General features: G+C 72.3%; 14 protein-coding genes. 11 read left to right on the top strand and 3 right to left on the bottom strand.

Annotated elements, in window-relative coordinates; all coding sequences use genetic code 11:
- Window positions 1-16: 16 nt before the first annotated feature.
- Window positions 17-1,156 (bottom strand): galactokinase, encoded by a 1,140-nt coding sequence (gene galK, locus KLI87_RS20675; protein WP_214618313.1) that lies wholly within the window; start codon window positions 1,154-1,156, stop codon window positions 17-19.
- Entirely contained in the window at window positions 1,153-2,106 is a 954-nt protein-coding gene (galE, locus tag KLI87_RS20680) for a UDP-glucose 4-epimerase GalE (protein WP_214618314.1), read from the bottom strand. The genes galK and galE overlap by 4 nt, the downstream gene beginning before the upstream one ends.
- Window positions 2,107-2,453: 347 nt before the next feature.
- Here galE and trpS point away from each other — a divergent pair, with 347 nt between their 5' ends.
- From trpS to KLI87_RS20695, 3 genes are all read left to right on the top strand, one after another.
- Window positions 2,454-3,533, top strand: coding sequence for a tryptophan--tRNA ligase (trpS, locus tag KLI87_RS20685; protein ID WP_156219854.1), 1,080 nt, complete (start codon window positions 2,454-2,456; stop codon window positions 3,531-3,533).
- Window positions 3,523-4,107, top strand: coding sequence for a 2'-5' RNA ligase family protein (locus KLI87_RS20690; protein WP_308166089.1), 585 nt, complete (start codon window positions 3,523-3,525; stop codon window positions 4,105-4,107). The genes trpS and KLI87_RS20690 overlap by 11 nt, the downstream gene beginning before the upstream one ends.
- Before the next feature lie 123 nt (window positions 4,108-4,230).
- Window positions 4,231-5,241 carry a YihY/virulence factor BrkB family protein gene (locus KLI87_RS20695; RefSeq protein WP_214618315.1) on the top strand — a complete coding sequence of 337 codons (1,011 nt, stop codon included), beginning with the start codon at window positions 4,231-4,233 and terminating at the stop codon, window positions 5,239-5,241.
- A 36-nt stretch (window positions 5,242-5,277) separates the two neighbouring features.
- On the opposite strand, the gene KLI87_RS20700 is transcribed toward KLI87_RS20695, so the two are convergent.
- Complete coding sequence (locus KLI87_RS20700) at window positions 5,278-6,477, bottom strand: D-alanyl-D-alanine carboxypeptidase (RefSeq protein ID WP_308166090.1); 1,200 nt, start codon at window positions 6,475-6,477, stop codon at window positions 5,278-5,280.
- Window positions 6,478-6,972: 495 nt separating this feature from the next.
- On the opposite strand from KLI87_RS20700, the gene KLI87_RS20705 reads away from it, so the two are divergent.
- The 8 genes from KLI87_RS20705 to KLI87_RS20740 all read left to right on the top strand — a co-directional run bounded on the left by KLI87_RS20705 (window position 6,973) and on the right by KLI87_RS20740 (window position 17,084).
- Window positions 6,973-8,139 (top strand): glutamate--cysteine ligase, encoded by a 1,167-nt coding sequence (locus KLI87_RS20705; protein WP_214618316.1) that lies wholly within the window; start codon window positions 6,973-6,975, stop codon window positions 8,137-8,139.
- Between the two features lie 385 nt (window positions 8,140-8,524).
- On the top strand, window positions 8,525-9,886 hold the full coding sequence (locus tag KLI87_RS20710; RefSeq protein ID WP_246250576.1) for a M20 family metallopeptidase: 1,362 nt from the start codon (window positions 8,525-8,527) through the stop codon (window positions 9,884-9,886).
- 198 nt (window positions 9,887-10,084) lie between these two features.
- A complete protein-coding gene (locus tag KLI87_RS20715) occupies window positions 10,085-11,155 on the top strand; it encodes a BMP family protein (RefSeq protein ID WP_246250573.1) in 1,071 nt (356 codons plus the stop codon).
- Window positions 11,156-11,240: 85 nt separating this feature from the next.
- On the top strand, window positions 11,241-12,779 hold the full coding sequence (locus tag KLI87_RS20720; protein WP_214618317.1) for an ABC transporter ATP-binding protein: 1,539 nt from the start codon (window positions 11,241-11,243) through the stop codon (window positions 12,777-12,779).
- The gene (locus tag KLI87_RS20725) at window positions 12,776-14,011 is read left to right on the top strand and encodes an ABC transporter permease (protein WP_308166091.1); all 1,236 of its coding nucleotides are present in this window, start codon (window positions 12,776-12,778) and stop codon (window positions 14,009-14,011) included. Before KLI87_RS20720 ends, KLI87_RS20725 begins: the two co-directional genes overlap by 4 nt.
- The gene (locus KLI87_RS20730; RefSeq protein WP_214618318.1) at window positions 14,008-15,357 is read left to right on the top strand and encodes an ABC transporter permease; all 1,350 of its coding nucleotides are present in this window, start codon (window positions 14,008-14,010) and stop codon (window positions 15,355-15,357) included. Before KLI87_RS20725 ends, KLI87_RS20730 begins: the two co-directional genes overlap by 4 nt.
- 32 nt (window positions 15,358-15,389) lie before the next feature.
- On the top strand, window positions 15,390-15,797 hold the full coding sequence (locus KLI87_RS20735; RefSeq protein ID WP_156219592.1) for a cytidine deaminase: 408 nt from the start codon (window positions 15,390-15,392) through the stop codon (window positions 15,795-15,797).
- A 9-nt stretch (window positions 15,798-15,806) separates the two neighbouring features.
- Window positions 15,807-17,084 (top strand): thymidine phosphorylase, encoded by a 1,278-nt coding sequence (locus KLI87_RS20740; protein ID WP_214618319.1) that lies wholly within the window; start codon window positions 15,807-15,809, stop codon window positions 17,082-17,084.
- Window positions 17,085-17,129 lie beyond the last annotated feature (45 nt).

A 17,129-nucleotide genomic window follows, 5' to 3' on the forward strand; every position in this document is an offset into this window, starting at 1 on the left:
CTGGAGTGAGCCGCGGTCAGGCCGTCCGCCGCGCCCCGGCCGACGGCACCGCCTCCAGGAAGGCGGGCGGCTGCCAGCCGCGCCTCTCGTAGGTGGCGGTGATCCCGTCGCGGACGCGGGCGGCCCGGTCGGCCGCGGTCAGGACGATCACCGAGCCGCCGAACCCGCCGCCGACCATGCGGCCGCCGCGCGCGCCCGCGCGCAGCGCCGCGTCCACGGCCGCGTCGGCCTCGGGCCAGGAGATCTGGAACTGGTCCCGCAGCGACATGTGCGAGGCGTTCAGCATCGCGCCGAGCTCGGTGACGGCCCCGGCGCGCAGCAGCCCGACCGCGGCCTCGACGCGGTGGTTCTCGGTCACCACGTGCTGGACGCGGCGCCGCAGCACCGGGTCGCGCAGCGAGCCGAGCGCGCCCGCGAGGTCGGTCACGTCCCGCAGGGCGGGGACGCCGAGCCGCGCCGCCGCCTTCTCGCACTCGGCGCGGCGGCGCCCGTAGTCGCCCCCGGCGAGGTTCCGGCTCGCGCGGGTGTTGACGACCAGCAGCGTCAGCCCGGCCTCGGCCGGCGCGAAAGGCACCTTCGACGACAGGCCGCTGCGGCAGTCCAGCAGCAGCGCGTGCCCGGCCTCGCACAGCAGCGAGGCGGACTGGTCCATCACCCCGCAGGGCACGCCGACCTGGTCGTTCTCGGCCCGCTGCGCGAGCCGGGCCAGCTCGGCGGGCTCGATCCGGGCCTCGTGCAGGTCGCGGAGGGCGAGGGCGGTGGCGCACTCCAGCGCGGCCGAGGAGGAGAGCCCGGCGCCCTGCGGCAGGTCGGAGTCGATCAGCAGGGACGCGCCGCCCGTCCCGTGGTCGCGCAGGACGCGCGCCACGCCGACCGGGTAGGCGGCCCAGGCCCGGTCCGGGGGCCAGCCCTCCGCGACGACCGGCCCACCCTCCACGGACGCTCGTACGACGCTCTCCCCGGCCTGCCGGGACACGACCTCGACCACGCCGTCGCCGCGCCGCGCGGCGGCCACCGACACGCCCCGCGAGAGCGCGAACGGCAGCGCGAGCCCGTCGTTGTAGTCGGTGTGCTCCCCGATGAGGTTGACGCGCCCGGGAGCGTGCCAGACCCCCTCCGGGGAGCGCCCGAAGATCTCGGCGAACGACCTGGTCATCGCGAGCGGAGGAAGGTCCAGGCGTCGGCGACCATGGTGTGCAGGTCCCGCTCCACCTTCCAGCCGAGCCGTGTCCTGATCTTCTCCGAGGACGCGACGAGCACGGCCGGGTCGCCGGGACGGCGCGGGGCGATCTCGGCGGGGATCTCCCGGCCGGTGACCTCGCGGCAGACCTCAAGGACCTCAAGGACCGAGTTGCCGCTGCCGCTGCCCAGGTTGAAGATCTCGTGGGTGCCCGGCGCGCCGGCCTCCAGCGCCAGCAGGTGCGCGCGGCCGAGGTCGGCGACGTGGATGTAGTCGCGCACGCAGGTGCCGTCGGGCGTGGGGTAGTCCTCGCCGAACAGGCGCACCGCGTCCCGCTCGCCCTGCGCGGTCTTCAGCACGTTGGGGATCAGGTGGGTCTCGATGTCGTGCCGCTCGCCCTGCCGCCCGTAGGCGCCCGCGACGTTGAAGTAGCGCAGCGAGACCGCGCCGATGCCGTGCAGCCGCGCGTACTCGGTGAGCGTGGTGTCGATCGCCAGCTTGGACGCGCCGTAGGGGTTGGTCGGACGGGTCGGGTCGGTCTCCAGGATCGGCGTCGACTCCGGCTCCCCGTACACCGCCGCCGTCGAGGAGAACACGATGCGGGGGACGCCCGCGACGCGCATCGCCTCCAGCAGCGCCAGCGACTCGCCGAGGTTCTTGTCCCAGTACAGACCGGGCTTTTCCACCGACTCCCCGACCAGCGACTTGGCGGCGAAGTGCAGCACGGCGTCGAACCCGGCGCCGCCGAGCACCTCCGCCGCCGTGTCGCGCAGCGTCCCGCGCACCAGCCGCGCGCCCTCGGGGACGGCGTCCTCGTGCCCGGTGGACAGGTCGTCCAGCACGACGACCTCGTGCCCCGATTCCAGGAGCAGGGCGGAGACGACGCTGCCGATGTACCCGGCGCCTCCGGTGACGAGCAGCTTCACGAGCTACCTCCAGTGGACGGCTGAGCAGACGGCTCTGCGCAGACGGTGCTGAACTAACGGCTGTCGAACTGCGGCTGTCGGACCGCGGCGGGGGTGTCGTCCAGGCTATCCGCAACCGGGTGCGGGGAAGGGGCATCCGGTGGGCCTTGGGCCGTCCGCCCCCCCAGAGCCGACATAGGCGGTGAATATGATGTGCGGGACGCGCAGGCGCGGCGACGCGGCAGACCGTGCCGTCGAGACCGTGCCGTCGGCGCGCGCCCCCGCCCGCGATCCCGCGGGCGGTCGCCCCGCACGAGGCGCCGGCCCGCGAGGAGCCCGGCGGCACCTGAGAGAATCGGTCCGTGGACATGTCCGTAGCTTCCAACCCCGCAGGCGGCTCCTCCTCCGAGGGCGGCCCCGCGCTCCCCCGCGTCTTCTCGGGGATCCAGCCCACCGCCGACTCCTTCCACCTCGGCAACTACCTGGGCGCGCTGCGGCAGTGGGTCGCGATGCAGGACACCCACGACGCGTTCTACTGCGTGGTCGACCTCCACGCGATCACGATCGAGCACGACCCGGCCGTGCTGCGCCGCCGGACCAAGGTCGCCGCCGCCCAGCTCCTGGCGATGGGCGTCGACCCCGACCGCGCCACCGTGTTCGTGCAGAGCCACGTCCCCGAGCACGCCGAGCTGGCGTGGGTGCTCGGCTGCCTCACCGGCTTCGGCGAGGCCGGGCGGATGACCCAGTTCAAGGACAAGTCGTCCAAGCAGGGCTCGGCGGGCACCAGCGTCGGCCTGTTCACCTACCCGGTCCTCCAGGCCGCCGACATCCTGCTCTACAGCCCCGAGCCGGGCCCGGACGCCCCCGACCTGCGGGTCCCGGTCGGCGAGGACCAGCGGCAGCACCTGGAGCTGACCCGCACCCTCGCCGGGCGCTTCAACCACCGCTTCGGCGAGACGTTCGTCGCCCCCGAGGCGTTCATCCCCAAGGACGCCGCGAAGATCACCGATCTTCAGGAGCCGACCGCGAAGATGAGCAAGTCGGCGTCCTCGCCGCAGGGCATCGTGGACGTCCTGGAGGACCCGGGCCCGATGCGCAAGAAGATCATGCGCGCGGTCACCGACACCGGCTCCGAGGTCGTCTACGACGAGGAGAAGAAGGCGGGCGTCACCAACCTGCTGCGGATCTACTCCGCGCTGGAGGGCACGTCCGTCGCCGATCTGGAGGCCCGGTACGCGGGCTCGGGCTACGGCCAGTTCAAGAAGGACCTCGCGCAGGTCGTCCTCGACACCTTCACGCCGATCAGGGAGCGCACGCTCCGGCTCCTGGACGACGAGGAGCGGCTCGAACGGCTCCTGGCGCACGGCGCGGGCCGCGCCTCGGCCGTCGCCGAGCGGACGATGGAGATCGTCCGCGACCGGGTGGGATTCGTGGGACGTGGTCGCTGAGCGGGCGGACGCGGGAGGCCGCGGGACGGGCACGCGCCCGCCCGGCGTGCGGATGATCGGGGTGGCGATCCCGATCCCGGACCCCCACGGCGCGCTGCTGCAACGCAAGCGCGCCTCGTTCGGCGATCCGCTCGCGGGCGCGATCCCGACCCACATCACGCTGCTGCCGCCCACCGAGGTGGACGCGGCGGCGCTCGGGGCCGTCGAGGCGCACCTGCGGGCGATCGCGCGCACCGAGCGCCCGTTCCGCATCCGGTTGCGTGGCAGCGGAACGTTCCGTCCAGTCTCACCGGTCGTGTTCGTAGCTCTGGCCGAGGGAATCGGTGGTTGCGAGCGGCTCCAGGCGCGTGTTCTGTCGGGGCCGCTCGACCGTCCGCTCGACTACCCGTACCACCCGCACGTGACGATCGCGCACCACCTGCCCGACGAGGTCATGGACCGCGCGTTCAAGGACCTCGCCGGATACGCCGCCGACTTCGACGTCTGGGGGTTCTCCCTGTACGTGCACGGCGGCGACGGCGTGTGGCGCCCCCAGCACGACTACGTGTTCGGTTCCGGAAGCGCGGCCCCCTGACGCTGGAGGCGCGGACCCGGGCGCCGTGCCCCGAGGACGCGCAACCCCTTTCGGGCAACGGAATGTTCAACCCGTGATTACCGTGCGCTGCATCGGAGCGCCGGATGTGGGTACGTTCCGTCCATGCGGCAGGTGATCACGAAGGTCAGGCGGGGGAGCGAGGCCCGAATCCAGGCCCGCCTGGGCGCGGGACGTGAGCTGCTGCGGGGCTGGCGCGCGCGCTGGAAGTGGTTCGACCACCTGGGCCGGGCGTTCGAGCGCTACACCGACCGGCGCGGCGAGCGGCTCGCGGCGGCCCTCACCTACCACGCGTTCCTGTCCTTCTTCCCGCTGCTCGCGCTCGCCTACGCGCTGCTCGGCTACCTCGTCGGCGTCAGCACGCAGGCGCGGGACTACTTCGTGAAGGCCGTCAACTCGCTGCTGCCCGGCCTGTCCGACGAGCTCCAGGTGGAGCAGATCGCCCAGTCCAAGACGGCCGTCGGCATCGTCGGCGTGGCCGCGCTGCTGTTCACCGGGCTCGGCTGGGTCGACGTGCTGCGCGAGTCCCTGCGCGACATCTGGGACAACAAGCCGACCGGCGGCGGCAACTTCGCCAGCAAGCGGCTGTGGGACCTCGCCGTCCTGCTGTTCCTCGGCGTGATCCTGATCTGCGGCATCGCGGTCTCGACCATCACCACCTCGGCGACGCACACCGTCCTGTCGTGGATGGGGCTGGAGGACGTCACCGGCGCCGGGACGGCCCTGCGGCTGCTGTCGCTGGCCGTCGCCATGGCCTTCGACACCGTGATCTTCCTGGTGCTGTTCACCCGGCTCTCGGGCACCCGCGCGCCCTGGCGGCGGATCGCGCGCGGGGCGCTGTTCGGCGCGGTCGGCTTCGAGCTGCTCAAGCAGGTCGCGACGCTGCTGATCGGCCGCACCACGCAGAACCCCGTCTACGCCTCGTTCGCCGTCCTGGTCGGGCTGATGGTGTGGATGAACATCGTGTCCCGGTTCGTGCTCTTCGTCGCCGCCTGGACGGCCACGCGGCGCGTCGTCATGAGCGCCGACGAGGGCAACCCGGAGCGCACCGACCCCGGCACCGAGCCCCGGGACAGGATCGACCCGATCCCGAACCGCCCGGCGACCGCCCGCTGACCCCCGGTGCCCCCGTCGGTTCGCTGACCCCGCGGGCTACGGGTTGGGGTCCTCGTAGGACGGCTCGCCCGGCGCGGCCGCCCGCGCGGCGGGCAGCGGCCCGTAGCGGTACCGGCGGCGCCGCCGCAGCACCGCCGCCAGCACCCCGATCGCGAGGACGGCGCCGACCGCGCCGCCGCCCACGAGCAGCCACATCCGGGTCGAGTTGTCGGAGGCCAGCGGGGCGTCGGGCAGCAGGCCGCCCGAGCCGTCCTTGCCGGGCTCGGGCGCGTCGCCGGGCGGCACCAGCGCGCCCACCGGCTTGGTCTTGCCGCGCGCCGCGAACCCCCAGTCCAGCAGCTTGACCGCGTACGGCGAGGGCGGCTGGTCGGCCCGCATCAGCGAGATGACGATCGTGTGCCCGCCGCGCCGGGCGGCGGCCACGTAGGTCTGCCCGGCCGCGACCGTGTAGCCGTTCTTGCCGCCGAGCAGGCCGTCGTAGCCGTACCGCTCGCCCGGCAGCAGCTTGTTGTGCGTGTGGATCGGGTACCCGCCGACCTTCTTGCCCTTCTTGCGCTCCTTCTTGGTGGGCGGCGCCGGGAACTGGAAGTCGATCGCCTGCACGTAGCGGCGGTAGTCGGCGCTCTTCAGCCCCTCGCGCAGGATCAGCGCCAGGTCGTAGGCCGAGGTGTGCTGGGTCCGCACGTCCAGCCCGAGGTCCTTGTCGAGGCCGTTCGGCGACCCGGCGAGCGTGTCGCGGGCGTTGATCCGCCTGGCCTCGGCGTTCATGTCGGCGATGGTCTTCTTCAGCCCGCCGTCCGCCTCGGCGAGCGTCACCGCCGCGTCGTTGGCGGACATCATCATCAGCGCGTGGAAGAGGTCGGACACCTTGTACGCCATCTTCGGCGTCAGCCCGACCTTCGTGCCCTCCACGTCGCACGCCTTCTGCGAGGGGTGGACGAGCCGGTCGGGATCCAGGCGCGGGACCAGGGTCAGCGCGGTCAGCGTCTTCAGCGTGCTCGCCGGCAGGTAGCGGCCGTGCGGGTCCTTGGCCGCCAGCACCTCGCCGGTGTCGCCGTCGGCGACCAGGTACGAGGACGCCTTGATCTTCGGCAGCGCCGGGACGCCCGCCATCTGGTTGACGACGACCCCGCGCCCCGCGAGCTGCGGCCCGCCGACCGGGTCGGCCGGCGGCGCGGCCAGCGCCGGCGGCGCGGTGAGGGCGACCGCCAGGAACGGCACGGTGATCACCGCCACGGCGCGGCGCGTACGGGTCCGCGATGCCTGTAGGTCTGGTAGCAAGCTCCCGCCGCTCCTAGCTTCCGCAGCTCCGCGGCTGCCCCCAACGCCCATGACTCCCCCGAAGACTAGGCGACGTATCCGGAGGAGAGGTACCCGGACCGGGAGACACCATCCTCGGGATGATTCGGGACTAACCGAGCGTAGGGGACACCCATCATCCGTTACAGTCTGTCATGGGCGGTATTTTGGGACGGGCTGACTAGTTCGATCTAGTGGTGTCGCGGACGTGTTCGATGACCGAAAAGTGTGGCTCGGCCTTGTTCGTCGCCCGCCCGTACGAGTCAATTGGTCCACAAAGGGCATGGAGAACCGGCGAGGCGACGGGCGCGGGCGCCATCATGGAACGAACACGTGACCTGGACCGGCGTTTGTCCAGGCTTAGGGACCCGCTGGCTGAATTGCGCCACGTGCCACGCAACGACCTGCAAGGATTGTGGACGGAGGTTGGCCGTGGCCATTGACTTCAACGCATCGAACGGGGCGACGCTCGGAGTCGAGTGGGAGCTCCAGCTGGTCGATGCGGAGACCAGGCACCTGCGACAGGACGCCCGCGAGGTGCTCGCCGCCCTGCCCGTCCTCGGCGAGATCACGGGGCTCCCGAAGATCCGGCACGAGCTGATGGAGTCGACGGTCGAGATCGTCACCGACATCTGCCACACCGTGGGGGAGGCCAAGAACGACCTCGCGGGCACGCTGTCGGCCCTGCGCGGCGCCGCCGCCGAGCGCGACCTGACGCTCGCCTGCACGGGCACCCACCCGATCAGCGACTGGCGGGACGCGGTGATGGCGCCGATGGGCCGCTACGCCCAGCTCATCGAGGAGATGCAGTGGCTGGCCCGCCGCATCCAGACGTTCGGCGTCCACGTCCACGTGGGCGTCTCCGACGGCGCCAAGGCGATCCCGATCGTGAACGCGCTGTCGGCCTACCTGCCGCACTTCCTGGCGCTGACCGCCTCCAGCCCGTTCTGGAGCGGCAGCGACACCGGGCTGGCCTCCTGCCGGGCCGTCGTCTTCGGCCAGCTTCCAACGGCCGGACCGCCCCACTTGCTGGACGACTGGGCCGCGTTCGAGGATTACATGGACACGCTGCTCCGCGCCGGAACGATCCGCAGCATCAAGGAGGTCTGGTGGGACATCCGTCCGCACCCGGACTTCGGCACTGTCGAGATCCGCATGTTCGACGGGATCCCGACGATGCGCGAGGTGGGCATGGCCGCCGCGCTGTGCCAGAGCCTCGTCACGCTGTTCGACCAGCAGCTCGACCGCGGCTACACGCTGCCCAGGCCCGCCGCGTGGGTGGTACGCGACAACAAGTGGAGGGCGACCAGATACGGACTCGACGCCATCGTCATCACCGATGACACTGGTAGTACCGCACCACTCCGCGACGACATCTACGAGCTGATCCGCGAACTGGAGCCGGTGGCCGACCGGCTCGGCTGCGCGGAGGAGCTCAAGGTGGCCGGGGAGGTGCTCGAACACGGGGCGCCGTACGAACGGCAGCGCGCGATCCGCGCCGAGGGCGGCACGTTGGAGCACATCGTCGACGCGGCGATCACCGAGCTCGCGGAGGACAGGTTCGTCACACTGGGGGAGGTCGCACATGCCGGGACCTGAGGGACCGGCCGGCGCAGGCGAGAAACCAGCGGGCCCCCGGCCCCGGCGGCCCGGCCCCCGGCCGGGGGAGCGGGCCGGGGCGGGGCCTGACGCGGGGTCCGGGGCCGAGGCGGGGGCCGACAACGGTTCGGACGCCGGATCGGACACCCGGTCCGGCACGGGACCAGGCACGGGATCCGGCAAGGGGGCCGGTCCCGCACGGGCGGACGGGCCCGCCCCGCGCACGAACAAGCCGGCCCCGCGCGCGAACAAGACCGGGGGGACCGGTGAATACCAGTACGAAAACGAAGGCGAGAACAGCACCACCGACCAGACCACCGGGCGGGCGCCCTACGGCCCCGCCCTCGCGCAGGGGGCGCACATGACACATCCGGGACACGGGGTGATGCCCGGTCTTGAACCTCCCACCGCCCCGGGCCCCGAGGGCTCGCAGGACGACGCCGGGGTACCGGCCGTGTCCGGCGCCGCGGCGGCACCGTCCGGGGCCGGCGGCGCCGCGTCCGTCCTCGGCGGCGCGGCGCTGCAACCGCAGCTCGACGCCTTCCTCACCCGCCACGAGGACGAGCTCGTCGCCTTCCGCCGCGACCTGCACGCCCACCCCGAGCTGGGGTACGCCGAGCACCGCACGACCCGGCTGATCGCCGAGCGGCTGCGCGCCGCCGGCCTCGAACCGCGGATCCTCCCGCGCGGCACCGGCCTGTTCTGCGACATCGGCCCCGCCGACGGCACCACGGTCGCGCTGCGCGCCGACATCGACGCCCTCCCCCTCCAGGACGAGAAGGAGCACGTCCCCTACCGGTCGACGGTTCCCGGCGTCGCCCACGCCTGCGGGCACGACGCGCACACCACGATGGTGCTGGGCGCGGGCCTGTTCCTGGCCCAGCAGGCGGAGGCGGGGCTGCTGCCCGGCCGCGTCCGGCTGCTGTTCCAGCCCGCCGAGGAGACGCCGGGCGGGGCGCTGGACGTGATGGCGGCCGGCGGTATCGCGGGCGTGGACCGCGCGTTCGCGCTGCACTGCGACCCGCGCATCGAGGTCGGCCAGCTCGGCCTGCGCACCGGGCCGATCACCGCCGCGTGCGACAAGGTGTATGTGAAGGTCACCGGGCCCGGCGGGCACACCGCCCGGCCGCACCTGACCGCCGACCTCGTGTACGCGCTCGCCAAGATCGTCACCGAGCTGCCCTCGGCGCTGTCGCGGCGGGTCGACCCGCGCTCCAGCCTGTCGCTGGTGTGGGGGCGGATCTCGGCGGGGTCGGTCGCGAACGCGATCCCCGACGACGGGATCGCCGAGGGCACCGTCCGCTGCCTGGACGACGACGCCTGGCACCGCGCGCCGGAGATGATGAAGGCGCTGCTCCAGTCGGTCGCCGCCGCCTACGACGTGGAGGCGTCGCTGGAGTACGTCCGGGGCGTCCCGCCGACGGTGAACGAGGCGACCAGCGTGCAGATGTTCCGCGACGCCGCCGCGCAGGTGATCGACGAGGAGGGCGTCGTGCCCACGCCGCAGAGCCTCGGCGGCGAGGATTTCGGCTGGTACCTGGAGTCGATCCCCGGGGCGCTGGCGCGGCTCGGCGTCCGCACGCCCGGCTCGCCCGGCGAGTACGACCTGCACCGGGGCGACTTCGACATCGACGAGCGGTGCCTGGCCGTCGGCGTCCGGGTGCTCGCCGCGACCGCGCTGACCGCGTTGTGGGAGGCCGGACGCCCCGGTGACGCCGAGCCGATCGAGGGCGCGGCCCTGGCCTAGCCGTCCGGCATCCGCACTCACCCCCGGGACGTCCCGTCCCGGGGGCCTCTGACCTGTGGCGATATGCCTACGCATTGGTAACGGACCTGTTGCGAAACGGCGCACGCCGGGAGCAATCAGCCAACCGCCAGGTAACGTCCGATCGATTTCGGTCGCCGGACCGGCCGACCGTGGGTGGGGAACGGAAGGAGCGCTACCTTGCGCCGTGGTTTGAAGCGCCGTGGTTTGAAGATCTCGCTCGCCACCGTGACGGCCGCGGCGCTGTCTCTCGGCGCCGCCGGGTGCGGCGGCAAGAAGGCCGGCGACAGCGGTGACGGCGACGGCAAGAAGGCCCTCAAGATCGGGCTCGCCTTCGACATCGGCGGCCGCGGCGACCAGTCGTTCAACGACTCGGCGGCGGCCGGCCTGGACAGGGCCAAGAAGGACCTGAACGTCTCCACCGAGGAGATCTCCGCCAAGCCCGACGAGCCCCCCGCCGACAAGGAGTCGCGCCTGCGGCTGCTCGCCAACAAGGGCTACAACCCGATCATCGGCGTCGGCTTCGCCTACACCGAGTCCCTGGTCAAGGTCGCCAAGGACTTCCCGAAGACCAAGTTCCTCGTCGTGGACGCCGACCAGTGCAAGGTGTCCGGCCCGAACGTCAAGGGCGCCTGCTTCTCCGAGGAGCAGGGGTCGTTCCTGGTCGGCGCCGCCGCCGCGCTGAAGTCCAAGACCGGCACGATCGGGTTCATCGGCGGCGTCAACGTGCCGCTGATCAACAAGTTCGAGGCCGGGTACACCGCGGGCGCCAAGAAGGCCAAGCCGAGCATCAAGGTGCTGCCCGCCAAGTACCTGACGCAGCCGCCGAACTTCGACGGGTTCAAGAACCCGGCGCTCGGCAACGAGGCTGCCAAGGGCCAGCTCGACGCGGGCGCCGACGTGATCTACCACGCGGCGGGCGGCGCGGGCATCGGCGTGATCAACACCGTCGGCCAGGAGAAGAAGTGGGCGATCGGGGTCGACTCCGACCAGTACAACCAGCCCGCCGTGGCCGGGGCGAAGGAGTTCATCCTCACCTCCATGGTCAAGCACGTGGACCTCGCCGTGTTCGACTTCGTGGAGAGCGTCGCCAAGAACACCTTCCAGCCCGGGACGAAGACCTACGACCTCAGCAATGACGGCGTGGGCTACGCGACGTCCGGCGGCAAGGTCGACGACATCAAGGCCAAGCTGGACGGGCTGAAGGCCGACATCGTCGCACGCAAGATCACCGTCCCGACCAAGCCGTAGCGATCCGGCCGGGCCCGCGCGCCGCCCCCTCGGGAGGGCGCGCGGGCCCGGTGGTCCGGCGACGTCCGAGGCAGGAGGGGGACCCGTGTCCGACCAGGTGGCGGCCGTCCGGCTGACATCGATCACCAAGCGGTTCCCCGGCGTGGTCGCCAACCGCGACATCAACCTCACGATCGAGCGCGGCGAGGTGCACGCGCTGTGCGGTGAGAACGGCGCCGGGAAGTCCACGCTGATGAAGATCCTCTACGGGATGCAGCGTCCGGACGAGGGCGGCATCGAGGTCGAGGGGGAGAAGGTCGCGTTCCGCACGCCGGCGGACGCGATCGCCCGCGGCATCGGCATGGTCCACCAGCACTTCAAGCTGGCCGACAACCTGACCGTGCTGGAGAACGTGATCCTCGGCGCCGAGCCCCGCGGCAAGGGGTGGCGGCGCGGCCGGATCGACTTCGCCGCCGCCCGCGAGAGGATCCGCGAGATGTCGCGGGCCTACGGCCTGCGCGTCAACCCCGACGTGCTCGTCGAGACCCTCGGCGTCGGCGAGCGGCAGCGCGTGGAGATCCTCAAGGTGCTCTACCGGGGCGCCCGCGTGCTGATCCTGGACGAGCCGACCGCCGTGCTCGTCCCGCAGGAGGTCGAGGAGCTGTTCGGCAACCTGCGCGACCTGCGCGCCGAGGGCCTGACCGTGCTGTTCATCTCGCACAAGCTCGACGAGGTGCTGTCGGTCGCCGACACGATCTCGGTGATCAGGCGCGGTACCACGGTCGCGACCCGGCTGGACCCGGCGCAGGTCACCTCGCGGCGGCTCGCCGAGCTGATGGTGGGCTCGGAGCTTCCCACCCCGGAGCTCCGCGAATCCACCGTCACCGACGACGTCGAGCTGGAGCTGTCCGGGCTGACCGTGCTGGCGCCCGGCGGCCGTCCCGTCGTGGACGAGGTGTCGCTGCGCATCCGGCGCGGCGAGATCGTCGGGCTCGCCGGGGTCGAGGGCAACGGGCAGAGCGAGCTGATCGAGGCGATCATGGGCATCCGGCACGCGGACGCCGGGACGATCACCTACGGCGGCGACGACGTCACCCACTGGACCACCCGCCGGCGCCGCGAGGCGGGCATCGCCTACATCCCCGAGGACCGGCACCGGCACGGGCTCGTCCTGGAGGGGACGCTCTGGGAGAACCGGATGCTGGGCCACCAGACGCGGCGCCCGAACGTCCGGGGCCCGTGGGTCGACCGGCGCGGCGCGCGCCGCGACACGACCCGGATCGTCCGGGAGTACGACGTGCGGACGCCGGGCATCGACGTGCCCGCCGCCGCGCTGTCGGGCGGCAACCAGCAGAAGCTGATCGTCGGACGCGAGATGTCGGGCGAGCCGCGGCTGCTGATCGCCGCGCACCCGACCCGGGGCATCGACGTGGGCGCGCAGGCCGCCATCTGGGACCACCTGCGGCAGGCCCGCGCGGACGGCCTCGCCGTGCTGCTGATCAGCGCCGATCTTGAGGAACTCATCGGAATGTCCGACACCCTGCACGTGATCCTGCGGGGCCGTCTCGTCGCGGAGGTCGACCCGCGGGAGGTCACCCCGCAGGCGCTCGGCTCCGCCATGACCGCCGCGGGAGACCCGTCGTGAGCGGCCCGGAGGGCAAGGCCCCGGTGCCCGCGAAGCCTTCGGAGAAGGACCCCGGGGCGGTGCCGGAGACGGTGCCCGCCTGGAAGGCCGTCCTCCAGGGCCTGGGCCCGCGCGGGCTGGCGCTGAAGATCGGCGCGCCCGTCCTCGCGCTGCTGATCTCGCTCGCGATCACGGCCGCGCTGCTGCGGATCACCGGCGCCGACCCGGTCAGCTCGATCCAGAGCATGATCGACTACGGCACCACCGAGAACTCGATCGTCGACATCATCAACCGCGCGACCCGCTACTACCTGTCGGCGGTCGCGGTCGCGATCGGCTTCCGGATGGCGCTGCTCAACATCGGCGTGGACGGCCAGTACCGGCTCGCGGCCTTCCTCGCGGCGGCGCTCGGCGGCGCGCTGACCCTGCCCGCCCCGTTCGGCCAGATGCTGGTGATCATCGCCGCGATGCTGATCGGCGGGCTGTGGGCCGCGATCGCGGGCGTCCTCAAGGTCACCCGCGGCGTCAGCGAGGTGCTCTCCACGATCATGCTGAACGCGATCGCGACCGGCCTGATCGCCTACCTGCTGAACGACAAGCGGCTCGCCGAGGTCCGCCCCGGCAGCAACAACGTCGCGACCCCGCAGATCCCCTCCGACGGACGGGTCGGCCCGCTGAACGGGTTCCTGTCCTCGATCGGCATCGACCTGCCCGGCCAGGTGTACGGGCTGCTGCCGCTCGCGATCGTCGTCGGCGTCGTGTTCTGGGTCGTGATCAACCGCACCCGCTTCGGCTTCGACCTGAAGGTCTCGGGCCTGTCGCCCTCGGCCGCGCGGGCGAGCGGTGTCAGCGCCCGCCGGATGATCGTGATCACGATGGTCGCCTCCGGCGCGGTCGCGGGGCTGATCGGCATGCCCGAGCTGCTCGGCGCCTCGTATGAGTACTCGCTGAACTTCCCGGCCGGGCTCGGCTTCACCGGCATCACGGTGGCGCTGCTCGGCCGCAACCACCCGGCGGGCATCGCGCTCGCCGCGCTGCTGTTCGCCTTCCTCGACCAGACCTCCGACGTCCTCCAGGAGGTCGACGTGCCGAAGGAGATCGTCGGGGTGATGCAGGGCGTGGTCGTGCTGACCGTCGTCATCGTCTACGAGCTGATGCGCCGCTGGGAGATCAGGCTCCAGCAGCGGACCGTCGCCGACGAGCTGGCCACCGGCCACGACCTGGCCCGCGAGTCCGCTGGGAGCGCCTCATGACCGCGACCGAAGCCGTCGCCAAGGTGAAGGCCGCGGCCCCGGCGCGGCTGCGCTGGCCGCACTACCTGCTGATCGCGGCCGGGCTGCTGGTGCTGCTCTCGCTCGTCCGGGTGCTGGACGGCGCCGACGACGTCACCTCCAGCGGGACGGTCAGCGCCGCGCTCCGGCTCGCCGTCCCGATCTTCCTCGCCGGGCTCGGCGGGCTGTGGGCGGAGCGCTCCGGCGTGATCAACATCGGCCTTGAGGGCATGATGATCCTCGGGACGTGGACGGGCGCGTGGGCCGGATACCAGTGGGGCCCGTGGGTCGGCGTCCTGTTCGGCGTCCTCGGCGGGATGCTCGGCGGCCTGCTGCACGCCATCGCGACCGTCACGTTCGGCGTCGACCACATCGTGTCCGGCGTCGCGATCAACATCCTCGGCCTCGGCCTCACCCAGTTCCTCGCCGGGCTGATCTTCACCACCGGCGAGGCGAAGGCGCTCGGCGGCGGCGCCCGGCAGTCACCGTCGGTCGACCCGATCCGGACGGTGACGCTGCCGGTGCTGTCGGGCGGCGAGATCGGCGGCTGGAAGAGCCCCGACTGGCTCGGCTCGCTGGAGCGCCACCACTGGTTCCTCCTCTCGGACGTGGCGGGCATCCTGCGCGGCCTGACCAACGGCATGTCGCTGCTGACGCTGGTGGCGATCCTGCTGATCCCGGTGAGCTTCCTCGTCCTGTGGAAGACGGCGTTCGGCCTGCGGATCCGCTCCTGCGGCGAGGACCCCTACGCCGCCGAGTCGCTCGGCGTGCACGTCTACCGGATGAAGTACGCCGCCGTCATGATCTCCGGCGGCTGCTCCGGCCTCGCGGGCGCGTTCCTGGTCACGGTCGCCGCGCCGTTCTACCAGGACGGCCAGACCGGCGGCCGCGGCTTCATCGGCCTCGCCGCGATGATCTTCGGCAACTGGCGTCCGGGCGGCCTCGCCTCGGGCTCGCTGCTGTTCGGCTACACCGACGCGATGAACGTGCGCGGCGGCGGCCAGTCGGTGCACGCGCTGCTGCTGTTCGTCGCCGTCCTGCTGGTGGCGGTGGCGGCGTGGCAGGCCGTCCGCGCGAACCGGATGCGGCCGCGGGTCACCACCGACCTCGGCCGCCGCGAGGTCCGCAACGCGACGATCGGCGCCGCCCTGGCACTGGTCGCGGCGGCGGGCCTGCTGGCGTGGTTCCTGCTCAGCGACAGCGTCCCGGGCGAGCTGGTGTCGTTCACCCCGCACCTGACGACGCTCCTCGTCCTGGCCCTGGCCAGCCAACGCCTCCGCATGCCCGCCGCCGACGGCCTGCGGTACCGCCGAGGCGAGGCTCGTTAGTACTGGGGCTCCGAAACGGGGATCATGAAGGTATGACCGACATCGACTGGCCCGCCCTCCGCGACGCCGCATGGGTGGCGATGGAACGGGCCTACGCCCCGTACTCGAAGTTCCCCGTCGGCGCCGCCGCGCTCGTGGACGACGGCCGCGTGATCACCGGCTGCAACGTCGAGAACGCCTCGTACGGCCTCGTGCTGTGCGCGGAATGCGCCATCGTGTCGGCCCTCTACGGACCGGGCAAGTCGGAGAACCCCCGCCTGGTGGCCGTCGCGGTCGTCGACCGGAACGGCGACCCGCTGATGCCGTGCGGGCGCTGCCGCCAGCTCCTCTGGGAGCACGGCGGCCCGGACATGCTGCTGGCGACGGCGCGCGGCGTCCTGACCATGAGGGAAGTGCTCCCGGACGCGTTCGGCCCCGAAGACCTGACCACCCGCATCTGAGAGGACCCTGTGGACGCCATCGATGTCATCCGCGCGAAGCGGGACGGCGCGGAGCTGACCCCCGAGCAGATCGACTTCGCGGTCGACGCCTACACGCGCGGCACGATCGCCGACGAGCAGATGTCGGCGCTCGCGATGGCGATCCTGCTGAACGGGATGACCCGTCCCGAGGTGGCCCGCTGGACGGAGGCGATGATCCGCTCCGGCGAGCGGATGGACTGGTCGGCGCTCGACCGGCCGACCACCGACAAGCACTCCACCGGCGGCGTCGGCGACAAGATCACCCTGCCGCTCGCGCCGCTCGTCGCGGCGTGCGGCGCGGCCGTCCCGCAGCTCTCGGGGCGAGGGCTCGGCCACACCGGCGGTACCCTGGACAAGCTGGAGTCGATCCCCGGCTGGCGGGCGTCGCTCTCCAACGAGGAGATGCTGGACGTCCTGACAGAAGCGGGCGCGGTGGTCTGCGCCGCCGGGACGGGCCTGGCCCCCGCCGACCGCAAGCTCTACGCCCTGCGCGACGTCACCGGCACCGTCGAGTCGATCCCGCTGATCGCGTCCTCGATCATGTCCAAGAAGATCGCGGAAGGCACGGGCGCGCTGGTCCTGGACGTCAAGGTCGGCTCCGGCGCGTTCATGAAGACCGCCGCCGACGCCCGCGAGCTGGCCGAGACCATGGTCGCGATCGGCACCGACCACGGCCTGCGCACGGTCGCGCTGCTCACCGCGATGGACCGCCCGCTGGGCAACGCGGTCGGGAACGCGGTCGAGGTGGCCGAGTCCGTCGAGGTGCTGGCGGGCGGCGGCCCGTCCGACGTCGTCGAACTCACGGTCACCCTGGCCCGCGAGATGCTGGCCGCCGCCGGAATCACCGACCGGGACCCCGCCGACGCTCTGGCGGACGGCACCGCGATGGACGTCTGGCGCCGCATGATCACCGCCCAGGGCGGCGACCCCGACGCCCCGCTGCCCTCCGCCGCCGAGACGCACCAGGTGATCGCCCCGTCCACCGGCGTCCTGACCAGGCTGGACGCCTACGGAGTCGGCGTCGCCGCCTGGCGCCTCGGCGCGGGCCGGGCCCGCAAGGAGGACCCGGTGTCCTTCGGCGCGGGCGTCATCTGCCACGCCAAGCCGGGCGAGAAGGTGACTCAGGGTCAACCCCTCCTCACCTTGCACGCCGACGACGCGTCCCGCTTCGACCGCGCCCTCGAAGCGCTGGACGGCGCCTACGAAATAGGTTCCGACACCAGCGTCACCGGCCTCCAACCCCTGGTGATCGACCGGATATCGTAAACCGGCCGGTTTGTTAACAATCACCGTTGACGGGCGTTCCGTACC

This window comes from Actinomadura sp. NEAU-AAG7, assembly GCF_018603865.1.
Lineage (GTDB): Bacteria > Actinomycetota > Actinomycetes > Streptosporangiales > Streptosporangiaceae > Spirillospora > Spirillospora litoris.

Coding starts and splice junctions, on each gene's coding strand:
- galK (WP_214618313.1), bottom strand. CDS start 1,156: ATGACCAGGTCGTTCGCCGAGATCTTCGGGCGCTCCCCGGAGGGGGTC.
- trpS (WP_156219854.1), top strand. CDS start 2,454: ATGTCCGTAGCTTCCAACCCCGCAGGCGGCTCCTCCTCCGAGGGCGGC.
- KLI87_RS20695 (WP_214618315.1), top strand. CDS start 4,231: ATGCGGCAGGTGATCACGAAGGTCAGGCGGGGGAGCGAGGCCCGAATC.
- KLI87_RS20710 (WP_246250576.1), top strand. CDS start 8,525: ATGCCCGGTCTTGAACCTCCCACCGCCCCGGGCCCCGAGGGCTCGCAG.
- KLI87_RS20730 (WP_214618318.1), top strand. CDS start 14,008: ATGACCGCGACCGAAGCCGTCGCCAAGGTGAAGGCCGCGGCCCCGGCG.
- KLI87_RS20735 (WP_156219592.1), top strand. CDS start 15,390: ATGACCGACATCGACTGGCCCGCCCTCCGCGACGCCGCATGGGTGGCG.